12 protein-coding genes and 1 pseudogene are annotated in these 13,112 nt (G+C 72.6%); 5 read left to right on the forward strand and 8 right to left on the reverse strand.

All coding sequences use genetic code 11. The features are described from left to right. Positions 1–114 precede the first annotated feature (114 nt). The 6 genes from ACQPY0_RS27845 to ACQPY0_RS27870 are packed head-to-tail and all read right to left on the reverse strand — an operon-like array spanning position 115 to position 3,688. Entirely contained in the window at positions 115–309 is a 195-nt protein-coding gene (locus ACQPY0_RS27845) for a hypothetical protein (protein WP_432994322.1), read from the reverse strand. A gap of 43 nt (positions 310–352) precedes the next feature. Then, positions 353–757 carry a YkvA family protein gene (locus ACQPY0_RS27850; RefSeq protein WP_432994324.1) on the reverse strand — a complete coding sequence of 135 codons (405 nt, stop codon included), beginning with the start codon at positions 755–757 and terminating at the stop codon, positions 353–355. A gap of 33 nt (positions 758–790) precedes the next feature. Continuing rightward, the gene (locus ACQPY0_RS27855; RefSeq protein WP_432994326.1) at positions 791–2,401 is read right to left on the reverse strand and encodes a copper resistance protein CopC; all 1,611 of its coding nucleotides are present in this window, start codon (positions 2,399–2,401) and stop codon (positions 791–793) included. Positions 2,402–2,454: 53 nt separating this feature from the next. Then, entirely contained in the window at positions 2,455–2,628 is a 174-nt protein-coding gene (locus tag ACQPY0_RS27860; RefSeq protein ID WP_432994328.1) for a hypothetical protein, read from the reverse strand. Beyond that, positions 2,625–2,834, reverse strand: coding sequence for a nitroreductase/quinone reductase family protein (locus tag ACQPY0_RS27865; protein WP_432994330.1), 210 nt, complete (start codon positions 2,832–2,834; stop codon positions 2,625–2,627). The genes ACQPY0_RS27860 and ACQPY0_RS27865 overlap by 4 nt, the downstream gene beginning before the upstream one ends. Then, the gene (locus tag ACQPY0_RS27870; RefSeq protein ID WP_432994332.1) at positions 2,831–3,688 is read right to left on the reverse strand and encodes a universal stress protein; all 858 of its coding nucleotides are present in this window, start codon (positions 3,686–3,688) and stop codon (positions 2,831–2,833) included. Before ACQPY0_RS27870 ends, ACQPY0_RS27865 begins: the two co-directional genes overlap by 4 nt. A gap of 655 nt (positions 3,689–4,343) precedes the next feature. Between ACQPY0_RS27870 and ACQPY0_RS27875 the strand changes: the two genes are divergently transcribed. The 3 genes from ACQPY0_RS27875 (at position 4,344) to ACQPY0_RS27885 (ending at position 7,649) form a co-directional block, all read left to right on the forward strand. Continuing rightward, a complete protein-coding gene (locus tag ACQPY0_RS27875) occupies positions 4,344–5,120 on the forward strand; it encodes a hypothetical protein (protein WP_432994334.1) in 777 nt (258 codons plus the stop codon). 247 nt (positions 5,121–5,367) lie between these two features. Beyond that, complete coding sequence (locus ACQPY0_RS27880; protein ID WP_432994336.1) at positions 5,368–6,930, forward strand: sensor histidine kinase; 1,563 nt, start codon at positions 5,368–5,370, stop codon at positions 6,928–6,930. A gap of 524 nt (positions 6,931–7,454) precedes the next feature. Beyond that, positions 7,455–7,649: a hypothetical protein gene (locus tag ACQPY0_RS27885; protein WP_432994338.1), complete on the forward strand. Its 195-nt coding sequence runs from the start codon at positions 7,455–7,457 to the stop codon at positions 7,647–7,649. 564 nt (positions 7,650–8,213) lie between these two features. Here the strand turns inward: ACQPY0_RS27885 and ACQPY0_RS27890 are convergent. Both ACQPY0_RS27890 and ACQPY0_RS27895 read right to left on the reverse strand, forming a co-directional pair. Beyond that, a complete protein-coding gene (locus ACQPY0_RS27890; RefSeq protein WP_432994340.1) occupies positions 8,214–9,590 on the reverse strand; it encodes an FAD-binding oxidoreductase in 1,377 nt (458 codons plus the stop codon). A gap of 76 nt (positions 9,591–9,666) precedes the next feature. Further along, the gene (locus ACQPY0_RS27895) at positions 9,667–10,440 is read right to left on the reverse strand and encodes an IclR family transcriptional regulator (protein ID WP_432994342.1); all 774 of its coding nucleotides are present in this window, start codon (positions 10,438–10,440) and stop codon (positions 9,667–9,669) included. Between the two features lie 104 nt (positions 10,441–10,544). Here ACQPY0_RS27895 and ACQPY0_RS27900 point away from each other — a divergent pair, with 104 nt between their 5' ends. Then, positions 10,545–12,725 carry a malate synthase G gene (locus tag ACQPY0_RS27900; protein WP_432994344.1) on the forward strand — a complete coding sequence of 727 codons (2,181 nt, stop codon included), beginning with the start codon at positions 10,545–10,547 and terminating at the stop codon, positions 12,723–12,725. 161 nt (positions 12,726–12,886) lie between these two features. Then, positions 12,887–13,018: pseudogene (locus tag ACQPY0_RS27905) on the forward strand (hypothetical protein); the annotation flags it as partial. Between the last annotated feature and the right edge of the window lie 94 nt (positions 13,019–13,112).

The raw sequence follows: 13,112 nt of genomic DNA on the forward strand, positions 1-13,112 counted from the left end.
GAACGGCCGCCCGGCGGATGGGTTCCAACTGGTGGTCTCGCGGCGCACGAACGTCAGAAGGTGCTCAGTAGCCGATCGACGTCCAGCGCTCGGTCCAGGCCGGGTCCACCGTGGCTAACGCTCGTTGCTCCGTGTCGGCCGGATCCAGCGGCTGCGGCGGAGGGCGGCGACCAGCAGACTGCCCAGCAGGACCGGCAGGATGGCCGGCCTGATGTCCCGGCCGGCCAGGAACGCGGCGGCGAAGAGCACCAGCCAGGCCATCGCGACGAGCGACATGGCGCCGTACCACGCGACCCGCGGCCAGCTCATCCGATCACTGTAGGGCCACCAGCCGTGCGCGGCCAGGCCCGGCCTATCGGAGGCCGGCGAGGCGGCATACGGCGGTGAAGCCCTCCTCGGTGCCGGGCCAGTGGGCGCGGACCGCGTCCAGGCCCGCGCGGCGGACCGTGGAGCGGAGGACGGCGACGACGATGATGGCGTCGTCGGCGTAGCCGAGGACCGGGATGAAGTCGGGGATCAGGTCGATCGGGATCGCCAGGTAGGCCAGCAGCAGGGCGAGCCGGACGCGGACGCCGCGGGGCAGGGCCGGGTCGGCGGCCAGGCGGCGCAGCAGGCGCAGCAGGTCCGGCAGCAGGCGCAGCGCCTCGCCGAGCCGGGCCCGGTCCGGTTTGGCGATGAGCAGCGCGGCGACGAGCACGAGCCAGATGACGCCGATGGCGATCGCCAGGCCGATCAGGGACTGCCAGTACCAGGCCACGCCTCAGGATAGGGCAGGGACCCGGCCGCGTGATCATCGCCGCACGGGGATCCGCGTCGTGACGGTCGCCTGGTCGAAGTCGGAGATGCGCAGCGTGATGCTCAGATGCCACTGGCCGGGCAGCGGGAACGTGAGGTTGCCCAGCCCCTGGTTGCCGGTCACCGTGAAGACGGGGTTGTCCATCGGCTCGATGCCCCGCTCGGGCAGCGCCGCGGTCACCGTCCACTCCACGACCGGCAACGCCTTGCCCTCCGGCGTGAAGACGAACGCGTGGAAGCTGTTGTACTCGCCGACGACCGCCGGGTACACCGCGAACTGCACCGCGTAGAGCGGGCTGGTCAGCGTCGCGGCGAAGCCCTCGGCCGCCGCCCGCACCTCGGCGGTGCGGCCCGGACCGGTCTGCACCAGCACCGCGCTGGCCGCCAGGACCACCGCCGCGATCGCAGCCTCCACGCCCACGCTGCGCCGCAGCCGCCCGGGCGGCCCGTGGCGGCGGACCAGGCGCCGCGACCACGCGGCCACCGCCAGCACCCCCGCGACGAGCCCCACCTTGGCCAGGATCAACCGGCCGTACGCCGTGCCGGTGACCGCGGCGAGACTGCCGCTCTGCACGAGCGCCTGGACGAGACCGGCCGCGACCAGCCAGTACACGCAGACCATGGCCCATCGCGACCACGACGGCAGGATCAGCCGCAGCTCGCGCGGGTCGGCGCGGCGCAGCACCAGGGCCCACAGGCTCAGCAGGCCGCCGATCCACAGCCCCATGGCGCCCAGGTGCACGACGTCGGCGGCGACCAGCAGCGCCGCGTGCGGCGACGCCACCGGATGGCCGGTCAGCGGCCAGGTCAGCAGGCCCGCCGCGGCGGCCACGGTCAGCGCCGCGCCGAGCCGGCGGCCGGGGCGGCGGTGCAGCCGGGGCAGCAGGGCGGCGACGACCGCGAGGACGAGCAGGCGGCCGAGCAGCGTCAGGCCGTACGGGCTCAGCAGCACCTCGCGCAGCTCGGCGGGCGAGACGTCGAGCAGGGCCGCGCCGGAGGCGGCCGGGGCCTGCAGCCACAATCCGGCCACGGTGCCGGCGGCCACGGTGACCAGGCCGGCCCGGGCCAGACGCAGCGGCGGGCGGCGGGGCAGGCGGCGTGGGTACCACAGCGCCAGGAACACGGCGGGGCCGATGAGCAGGACGAGCCCGAGGTAGCCGGCGTACTTCGCGATCGGCACGGCGGCGCGCACGATCGGGTCGGTCCCGGCCGGCCCGGCTCCGGCCGCGGGGGCGGACGGGGCGCCGACGGAGAACGTGAACGACCCCGACACCGGGTGGCTGTCGCCGGAGATCACCCGGTAGCTGACCACGTACGTGCCGGTCGGGCCGTCGGTGCCGCGCAGCCGGATGGTCAGGCCGTCGTGGGCCGGCTGCGGGTCGCCCGCGTTGAGGCGCTTGCCGTCCGGGGCGACCACCTGCGAGCGGCCCGGCACCACGCGGACGGGCTCGTTGAAGGTCAGCCGGATCTGCGCGGGCAGGGCCGGTACGACCGCGCCGGGCCCCGGGCTGGAGCCGGTCAACACCGCGTGGGCGCTCGCCGGCCGGGCGGGCGCGGCAAGCGCCGCGGCGACGCCGACCACCGCCGCCAGCACCCACCACGCCACGCGCCGCACCACCGGACTCACGTCAGGGGGTACGGGCCCGGCGGCGGGAGAGTTCAGCCGCGCCGGGCCGGGGATTCGAGGCGGAAGACCGGGTGGCGGGCGGCCTCGGCGGCCCAGGCGTCGTCGCTGGACTCCGCCGTGACGTCGAAACAGCGGCGGGTGACCGGCACCTGCCGCAGGTACTGCCGAAGCACCGGCACCCGCTCCCCGGCAGGGATCTCGGTCACCAGCCAGGTTTGCTCGCGGCGGTCACACCGTAGGGCGCGACCAGCCAGCGCCGGTCGCCGCTGTGCATGACGTCGACCGGGGTGGAGCGGGGCCGGCCGGTGCGGCGGCCGGCGACGGTGAGGATGTACCGGTCGCCGCGGCCCAGCCCGAGGCGCACCATCGCGCCGTAGACGTGATTGATCACCGTCGGCGGGGTTCTCGTCATGCCGCTTCTTCCTTTCTGTGCGTGATCAGGACCGGGCACCGGGCATGGTGCATGAGCCGCTGGCCGACGGAGCCGAGCACCACCCCGGCGAGCCCGTTGTGGTCGCGGCCGCCGACGACCACGAGCTGCGCGGTGCGTGACGCGCCGATCAGCACCCGGGCCGGCCGGCCGGCCGTCAGTGTCGCGTCGAGCGGCACGCCCGGGTACTTGCCGGGCCAGCCGGCCAGCGACGCGTCGAGTGCGGCGAGCTCGTTCGCCTCCGCCGCGCTCAGCGGTTTGGCGGCCGGGCTCGGCGGCGGGTACGCCCGGATCGCGACCACGCCGGTGCCGCGCGCCGCCGCCGCGTCGAAGGCGAGCGCGAGCGTGGCATCGCAGGACGGTGAGTCGTTCACGCCGACCACGACCGGCCCCTCGGCCGCGGTGGCCCGGCCGCGAACGACCGCCACCGGCACCGGGGAGCGCGTCGCGACCTGCTGGCTCACCGAGCCCAGCAGCAGGCCGGCCACGCCACCGCCGCCGTGGTTGCCCACGACGAGCAGCCGGGCGTCGCGGGCCGCGTCGAGCAGGGCCGCCGCGGGCGGTGCGGGCACGGCCGTGCCGGTGGCGGCGATGCCGGGGTTGAGCCGATGAACGTGCTCGAGAATCCGGCCGAGGGCGTGCCGGGCGCGCGCCTGCGCCGCGGTGACGATCGCGATGCTGGCGCCGGAGTCGTACCCGGCCGGCCAGACGAACTGGTACGCGTGCACGATCAGCAGCGGTGCGGCGGTGCGCGCCGCCTCGGCGGCGGCCCAGTCGACGGCCGCCCGGGTCTCGCCGGACCCGTCATAGCCGACGACGATCCTCGGCGTGTTCATGTCTTCCTCCTCACCCGTCTGGTCCGCACCGCGTCGACGATGTGCTGCGGGCCGGCGCCGCCGGGCGGGCGGGGCACCTCCGTCGTCGTTTCCGACGCTAGAGGGCCTGTTTCACAAAATCCGTGGTTCGAATGCGGCTGACGATGTAGCGGCGCGCCATCGGATCCACGGCCGATTGACTTGAGGCCACATGGCTGTATTCTGAAGGTGTTCGACGCACCACCAAGGGCCGCAAGGGGCCCTGCCGAGTGAACCGGACACCACCGCCCCGGGTACCGCATCATCCAGATGCCGATCCGCGGCGGCCGCAGCGCAGCACCAGCCACACCGGGCTGGGGCCGGCGTGCTCGGCGAAATACCGGAAACGGTGCCCTCGACAACCCCGGGATGAGCCCGGCGCAGCCACTGCACCGGACCACACCGGAACGACGAGGCGCACACCCCGGACTGTTTCATAGCTCCAGCACTAACCACGAGCTAGAGCTATGAAACAGGCCTTAGGCCGGGTCGCGCCCATCGGGTAGGGCCGGTGGGCCCCGGTCGGCCCGGCGTCGGCGGTCCCGCCGCCGGGCGGGACCTTCGCCTCTGACGGCACCGTGCCGGCCTCGGGCAGTGTTGGTGTTCACAGGACATCAACCGGTACGAGGAGCGCTCCATGGCCGCCATCCATCTCGCCGACCGCGGGGGCCCGTCGCGGGCCGGTCGGCCGTTCGGCGAGGTCAGCCGCGCCCTCGCGCAGGCGGCCCTGGCCGCGCTGGAGGCGCCGTCAGTACTGGACACTCAGCCGTGGCGGTGGCGCATCGACGGCGACTGGGCCGAGCTCGACGCCGACCGGGCGCGCCGGCCGCCGGGCGCCGAGACCGGCGACCGGCTGCTGCTGGTCAGCTGCGGCGCGGCGCTGCATCACGCGACGGTCGCGCTGGCCGCCGCAGGCGTCGGTGTCGAGGTCGCCCGCTTCCCGCAGCCGGAGGTGCTCGAGCGCGTCGCGGTGCTGCGCCACACCGGCCCGGTCGCCCTGGACCCGCGGGCGCAGCGGCTGCGCCGGGCGATCGCCGTGCGCGGCAGCGACCGGCGCTCGATCGGCTCGCGACCGATCCCCGCGGGGTCGCTGCGGGTGCTGCGGGCCGCCGCCGCGGCCGTCGGCGCGGGCCTGTATCCGCTGTCCGGGCTCGACGCCGGGGAGCCGGGCTGGGCCGTCATCGCCACGGCCGGCGTCGGGCCCCGGGACTGGCTGGCCACCGGCGAGGCGATCTCCGCGGTGCTGCTCAACGCCGCGGCCGAGGGGCTGGTCACCGCGGCGGTGACGGAGGCGTCCGCGAGCGTGCCGCCGGAGCTGGCGCGCCTGCTGCCGCCCGGCGCCGGCCATCCCGCGGCCGTGGTCCGCCTCGGGGTCGCGCCCCGGGCGGCGAGCCCCGACGCCATAACTCGGTAGCGCGAGCGCTTTGTGCGGGCCGGGCCGGTCGAGCTTGGCGCCGGTGGCGCAGAGGCCGACCAGATAGAATGACAGGTGGTGGGACCCGCTAAGGACCGAACGCAACGTGACGAACGGGTCGAGGGGCGGCGGACGGCTGCCTGAGTGCGATAGGGTGACAGCGTGTCGTTCTGATCACCTTCGGTCAGGATTGGGCAATTCGTCGCGCAGATCCTTGTTGGCCGCGTTCGCAGTGGTGGCCGTGCTGGTGGGGTTTGTCGTTGGTCTGGCGAGTTCGGATCTGCTGAGCCTGCGGTGGTCGCTGCTCGTCGTCAACGCCGGGCTTCTCTGCGCAGCGCTGGCCGCCACCCTCGCCTGCTGGATCACCGCTGGCCAGCATTCCGGAGCGCAGTTCTGGTGGCGGCTGTGGATGGGCGCCGGGGCATGCGGCTGGCTGATCGGGGAGCTCCTGTGGTCCTGGTATTGGCTGTTCGGTGGCGTCAATCTGCCGTCACCGTCGCTCGCGGACGCCGGATACCTGGCCCTGCCGGTGTTCGCCTTCGCGGCGATCATCACCCTGGCCGGCGACCGACTCGCGGCGGGTGCGCTGCGACGCCCTTCCAGGAACCTGGTCATGGTCCTCGACGGGCTCATCGTCGTAGGCGCGTTGTTCGTGCTCACCTGGACCACCGCGCGGTCGGTGGTGCGGGCCGGTGCGACAACCCCGCTGGCCTACGCGGTCGCGATCGCCTACCCGGTCAGCGACCTGCTGCTGACCGTTCTCGTCATCCTGCTGATCGCTGGAGCTTCGTCGGCGGCGAACCGGTTGCAGCTGATCGTCCTCGGGTCCGGGCTGTTCTGCCTGGCGTTCACGGACAGTGTCTTCGCCTACCGGGTCTCCGCAGGCGCGCACAGCATGCCACCGCTGGCTGGTGTCGGGGATCTCGCCGGGCTCGCACTCGTCGGGGTCGCCGCGTTGACCCCGACCCGCGAAACGCCACGCTCGGCGGTATCCGCTCACGCCCACTGGGGCCACCTGCTGCTGCCCTACGTTCCGGTCGCCGGTACGGGCGTGCTGTTCATCGTGCAGCTCATCCGGGGCATCCCGATGGACAGCGTCGAGATCGTCATCGCGACCGTGGTCATCGCACTGCTGCTCATCCGCCAGGGGCTCACGCTCGTGGAGAGCGCCGGCCTCGTCGCGTCGAGGGCGCGGCTCGTGCTCGCCACCGACCGGACGCGCCGGCAGCTTGAGCGCGACCTGCACGATGGCGTCCAGCAGCGACTCATCTCGCTGGCGCTGGCCGTCCGGCGGGCCGAGGGGAACGTGCCGCCGGAGCTGGCGCAGCTTCGGCAGCAGCTGTCCGCCGTCGTGGCCGGGTTGAACGGCACGGCCGACGATGTGCGGGAGCTCTCCCGCGGCGTACACCCGGCGATCCTCACCGAGGGCGGTCTGCGCCCGGCGCTGCGCGCACTGGCCCGCCGCTCCGCGGTCCCGGTGGAGCTCGACGTGCCTGTGAACGGCCGGCAGCCGGAACCGGTTGAGGTCGCGGCGTACTACGTGGTGGCGGAGGCGCTGACGAACGCCGCCAAGTATTCCCAGGCCACCCGGGTCCGCGTCTGCGTGCAGCCCCGGGACAGGTACGTGTACCTGTCGGTGCGAGACGACGGCGTCGGCGGCGCGGACCCGAAGCGGGGCACCGGCCTCACCGGGCTGACTGACCGCGTCGAGGCCCTGGGCGGCAAGCTGACGGTCGAGAGCCCGGCCGGCCAGGGCACCCGCATCGAGGCCGAGTTCCCGCTCCAACCGACCCCGGCAAGGCGCGAGTAGCGGGCGGGTCGTTATGCGGGCCGGCCGGTCGTAATGCTCGTCCATGATCGAGGTGCCGCCGGGCGGCGGCGATACGACCTCCACGCTGGACCACGGCACTCGAGCAGGCTCCGCGTCATCATCGGCCGCCGTACTGCTGGACCGCCGCCGCGTTGTGCCTTCCTGGCTTTGCGAGCGCGGGACAGCTTCACCTCCCGCCGGCGCAGCTGCCCGGACTCGTCATACCAGTACTGCTGGACCCAGACCTGACGCAGCACCTCGACAGCGGTCTGCCCGCCAGGCTGCCGGGGCCGTCAGGCCGTAGACGGCCCGCAGCACGGCAAATGCCGTCGGCACCGAGCTGTTCCACGTACTGCCGCACCGGTCGGCTACCGCTCGTGCCGCACCGACCGGCCGTAGCGCTCGGCCCACTCCGACGGCATCACATCGAACCCGGGCTCGGTCAACTCAGGTTCTCCGCGTACTGCAACACCGACACCAACGCCAACCGGGTCGCGGCGGTCCTGGCGGCCGCGGGCGGCCAAATGCAGGACATCGCCCTCGTCCAGGTATCCTTGTCGGACCTGCGCCTCCGCGGCCTGTTCAACACCTACTGGCTGAAGGCGTTTCCGGATCCGACGACGCGCCCGGCCCGCAACACCGTCGAACGGCCGCTCGGCGGCAACACGATCTGCAACGTCCTGGTAACCGCCTACCTGCAAACGCCCGCAGCAGGCTGAGCGGGTCCCGCGTCAGCCGAGACGACCTCAAGGTGTCGTCGGCTACATCCTGCTGGCCCTGAACAAGCTAAGGCGGTGCGGGCGGAGGCGTGCTGCCCGCGCACGCGGAGATGGTCCTGGACGCCGTACCCTGGGACCGCGAGGAGACCTCCACGTGCTGTCGCCGGCCGCCCGGTGCGGCCGGTGCCGCCACCGGCAACCCTCGCGATGGTTGCCGCCTCTCGGCGAATCCGCGTTCCGTCGCGATGTCAGCGACTACTCGCGCTGCGAGCGGTAGTTGCGGAACGATCGGCATCCGGGTGTCCCGGCTCGCCTTGGGCACCGCGGCCTTCGGCGTGGCCCCCGACGCGGACGCGGTGGTGGAGGCGGCGCTGGACGCCGCACTGAACCTCATCGACACCGCCGATGCCTATGGCAGCCTGCCGCATTACGATCGCCCCGGGTGCCGCCGGCCGCGCTCCGCGAGCCGGCCGAGGAGATCCTGGGCCGGGTGCTCGGAGATTGTGCCGGCCGCGTTGCGCTTCGGCCTGTCGCTGGTCGCGTTCAGCCCGCTGGCCGGGGATGTCAGAAGACCGCTCCGGGGTTCAGGATCCCCAGGGGGTCGAGCGCGTCCTTGATCCGTCGGTTGAGTTCGAGCGCGTCCGGGCCGAGGTAGTCGGGCAGCCATGGTTTCTTGAGGCGCCCGACGCCGTGCTCGCCGGTGATGGTGCCACCCAGCGCGACGGCGAGGTTCATTATCTCGGCGTAGGCGCGGTGGGCACGCGCTGTCTCGTCGGCGTCCATCGGGTCGAACACGAGCAGTGGGTGGGTGTTGCCGTCGCCGGCGTGGGCGATGACGGCGATGGTGAGGTCCCGGTCCCGGGCGATGGCTTCGATCCCGCGTACCAGCGCGCCGAGTTCGGGCACCGGAACGCCCACGTCCTCGAGCAGCAGCGAGCCCTTCTTCTCCACCGCGGGTATCGCCATGCGTCGCGCGGTGGTGAACGCCTCACCGGTTTCGCCGTCGTCGGTTGAGAACACCTCCGCGGCGTGGTTGGCCTCGCAGAGGCGGGCGACTTCCGCGATCTCCGCGGCGGCGTGCGGTGCCGGTTCGTCCGACTGGATCACAAGCATGGCCTCGGCGTCGCGGTCCAGGCCCATCCGCGTGAGGTCCTCGACGGCGTTGATGGACGTGCGGTCCATGAACTCGAGCATCGACGGGCGCATCTGGCGGGTGATGTCCAGCACGGTGCGGGTCGCGTCGTCGAGGGAGGCGAAGGTGGCGACCAGGGTCACCGGGGGGCGTTGGGCCGGGACGAGCCGCAAGACGATCCGGGTGATGATGCCGAGTGTGCCCTCGCTGCCGATGAACAGCTTCGTCATGGAGAGGCCGGCGACGTCCTTGAGTCTGGGGCCACCCAGCTCGACCGCGGTACCGTCGGCGAGCACGACGGTGAGCCCGAGTACGTAGTCGCTCGTCACGCCGTATTTCACGCAGCACAGGCCGCCGGCGTTGGTGGCGACGTTGCCGCCGATCGAGCAGAACTCGTACGACGAGGGATCCGGCGGGTACCAGAGTCCGTGCTCCGCGGCGGCGGCCTTGACCTCGGCGTTGAACAGGCCCGGCTGCACAACGGCGGTGCGGCTCGCGGGGTCCACAGTGATCGCTCGCATGCGCTCGGTCGAGACGACCAGGCACCCGTCGACCGCGGAGGAGCCGCCCGACAGCCCGGATCCCGCGCCACGCGGCACCACGGCGAGGCGATGGGCGGCCGCGAAACGGACCGCGGCTTGTACGTCCTCGGTAGAGGTGGCCCGGACGACCGCCAGGGGTACGCCGGCGTGGGGGTCGTTGGCGCGATCCCACCGGTACGGGTCCATGCGGTCAGGGTCGACGATCACACAGCTCTCGGGCAGGACGGCCACGAGGGGCGTGAGGTCGACGGTGACATCCCGGCTCACGTCAGCCTCTTCCATGATGCGAGAAATAATTTCCGCAAGAATGCAGCGTTGATCACGCGGACGTCAACCGGCTGGCTCAGCGGAGGTCGGCGGCGAGCGCGCGCTCCAGCCGGCCGGCGGCCGCGCGCATCAGCGGGACGGCCCGGTCGACCATGGCGTCCGTCATCCGGGCGACCGGCCCGGAAACGGAGATCGCCATCCAGGTCCGCATCGGGGCGGCGAGCGGCACCGCGACGCACCGGACGCCGGTCTCCTGCTCCTCCTCGTCGAGCGCGTAGCCGCGCTGGCGGATGTCGGCCAGCGCTGCCGTGAGGGCCTCCGCGGTGCTCAGCGTGTGCCGGGTGTGCGGGGCCAGGCCGGCCCGCCGCACGATCCCCTGTACCGCGGTGTCGTCGAGCCTCGACAGCAGCGCCTTGCCCACCCCGGTGCAGTGCAGTTCGACCCGCCGGCCGACTTCGGTGAAGGTACGCATGGAGTGCTTGGACGGGACCTGTGCGACGTACTCCGCATGGTCGCCGGACAGGACCGCGAGGTTGGCCGTCTCACCCAGCTCGGCGACGAGGTCGGACAGGACCGCGCGCGCGTTGACGCCGACCAGTGCGTTGGCCGCGTCGCCGAGCGGCACGAGCCGGAAGCCGAGCGCGTAGCGCCGGTTCGGCAGCTGGCGCATGTAGCCGCGCTCGACCAGAGTGCGCAACAGGCGGTGGATCGTGGGCAGGGGGATCGGGGAGACCGCGGCGATCTCCCCGATTGCCAGGTGACCGCCGGCCTGCGCCACTATCTCCAGCAGGTCGAGCGCACGGTGCAACGACTGCACTCCGCCCGCGGTCTGGGTGCTCTGCTCAGCCATGGCTCTCCTCGGGTACCGGCCGTCGGGTTGACATGGCGGCCGGGTCGGTTAAGGATTTTCGTATCCTAGACCAAAGATTCCACGATACGAAATTGGAGTGCGGCATGACGGACCGGGTGCAGGTGGCTGGGCTGGGCGTGGCCGGGCGGTTGTACGACTTCGTCGCCGAGGAGCTTCTGCCGGGCACCGGCGTGAACGCAGAGGACTTCTGGGCCGGCACCGCCGCGATCGTCCGCGACCTCGCGCCGCGCAACCGGGAACTGCTGGCCCGGCGCGACGAGCTGCAGGCGCGACTGGACGCCTACCACCGCGCGCACCCGGGCCGCCCCGATCCGACCGCCTACCGGGCCTTCCTCAAGGACATCGGGTACCTGATGGACGAGCCGCCCGCCTTCACGATCGGTACCGACGGGGTGGACACCGAGGTCGCCCACCAGGCCGGTTCGCAGCTCGTCGTTCCGCTGCTCAACGCGCGCTTCGCGACCAACGCGGCCAATGCCCGGTGGGGCTCGCTCTACGACGCGCTCTACGGCACCGACGCCGTTCCTCGGGAGGGCGAGCTGGCGCCGGGGCGAGGGTACAACCCGATCCGGGGTGCCGAGGTTATCGCCCGGGGGCGGGCGCTGCTGGACGAGGTCGCGCCGCTGACCGCGGGGTCCCATGTGGACGCCGTGTCGTACACAGTGGACGGTTCTGGGCTCGCGGTCGCGGTGACCGGCGGCGGGACCGCCCGCCTCGCCGACCCGGCCGGCTTCGTCGGTTACCGGGGGGAGGCCGCCGCTCCGGAGGCGGTGATACTCGTGCACCACGGGCTGCACGTCGAGATCCAATTCGACTGCGCGGATCCGGTGGGCGCAACGGATCGCGCGGGCGTGAAGGACATCGTGCTGGAGGCGGCGGTCACCACCATCATGGACCTGGAGGACTCGGTCGCCGCCGTCGACGTGGACGACAAGGTGCTCGGGTACCGCAACTGGCTCGGGCTCATGCGCGGCGCCCTCACCGCCCAGGTCGACAAGGACGGTCGCACCTTCACCCGCGCGATGGAGCCCGACCGCGTCCTCACCACCCCGTCCGGCGGCACGCTGACCCTGCCCGGCCGAGCGCTACTGTTCGTCCGGCATGTCGGGCATCACATGTACACCGACGCGGTGCTCGACGCCGACGCCGCCCCGGTCCCCGAGGGCATCCTCGACGCCCTGGTGACCGTGGCCGCCGCGTTGCACGACCTGCGCGGCGACACGACGCGGCGCAACTCGCGCACTGCCGCCGTCTACGTGGTCAAGCCGAAGATGCACGGCCCGGACGAGGTGGCACTCACGGTCGAGCTGTTCGAGCGGGTGGAGGCCGCGCTGGGCGTCCCGGCTCGGACCGTGAAGCTGGGCATCATGGACGAGGAGCGGCGAACCACGGTCAACCTCAGGGCCTGTGTCCATGCCGCCCGCGACCGGGTGGTGTTCATCAACACCGGTTTCCTGGACCGTACCGGCGACGAGATCCACACCTCGACGCACGCCGGGCCGTTCCTCCGCAAGGCGCAGCTGCGCGGAGCGCGGTACCTCGGGGCGTACGAGGACTCCAATGTGGACACCGGGCTCGCGGCCGGGTTCCGGGGTCGTGCGCAGATCGGCAAGGGCATGTGGGCGATGCCCGACCTGATGGCCGCGATGCTGGAGCAGAAGACGGTCCACCCGCTGGCGGGTGCTTCGACCGCGTGGGTGCCGTCGCCGACCGCCGCGACGCTGCACGCGCTGCACTACCACCAGGTCGACGTGGACGCCGTGCAGCAGCGGCTGGCTGACCGGGAGCCGGTCGGGGTCGATGCGCTGCTGGACATCCCGCTGGCGGAGGGCATCGGATGGTCGGCCGAGGAGGTCCGGGCCGAGCTGGACAACAACGTGCAGTCGATCCTCGGGTACGTGGTGCGCTGGGTCGACCAGGGCATCGGCTGCTCGAAGGTACCCGACATGCACGACGTCGCGCTGATGGAGGACCGGGCGACACTGCGCATCAGCAGCCAGTTGCTTTCGAACTGGCTGGTGCACGGCGTCATCGACGAGGAGATGGTGCTGGACAGCATGCACCGGGTGGCCGCGGTCGTCGACCGGCAGAACGCCGGGGATCCCGGGTACCGGCCGCTGGTGGGCGCCGACAGGCCGGGCGTGGCGTTCCGGGCGGCGCGGGACCTGGTGTTGACCGGCGCCGCGCAACCCAACGGGTACACAGAGCCGATCCTGCACGCGGCGCGTCTGGCCCGGAAGCGGGAAGCCGGGCTCGTGCGGTGAAGGGCGGCGTAGGGCATGACAGGGTGGGTCGCATGGGCACCGCGCCGCCCACCCGCTGAACGACGGCCGGACGCCCCGCGACTCGGGCTCGCGGTACGCCGATGGGCCGGGCTTCTGCCGGCCCATCGGCGTGCTCGGCGGACGACAGCAACCGCGGCAAGATGCTCGGCCTATCGAACATCCTCTGGCTCGTCGGCGCTCTGGTTCCCAGCCTGCTGGGTGGGGCGGTCGACAACCTCGGAAAGCCCGGCGCCCAGTTCCTGTTCGGTCACATCGGCGTTGTCGCCCTTGTCTTGCTGGTCGCCCGGACGACAATCCCGGAGTCCGATCACTGGTTGGCCTCGCAGCGGGCACGCCGCGCAGGGGTCCCTACCGTCCAGGCGGACG

The organism is Dactylosporangium sp. CA-233914 (assembly GCF_050942935.1).
Lineage (GTDB): Bacteria > Actinomycetota > Actinomycetes > Mycobacteriales > Micromonosporaceae > Dactylosporangium.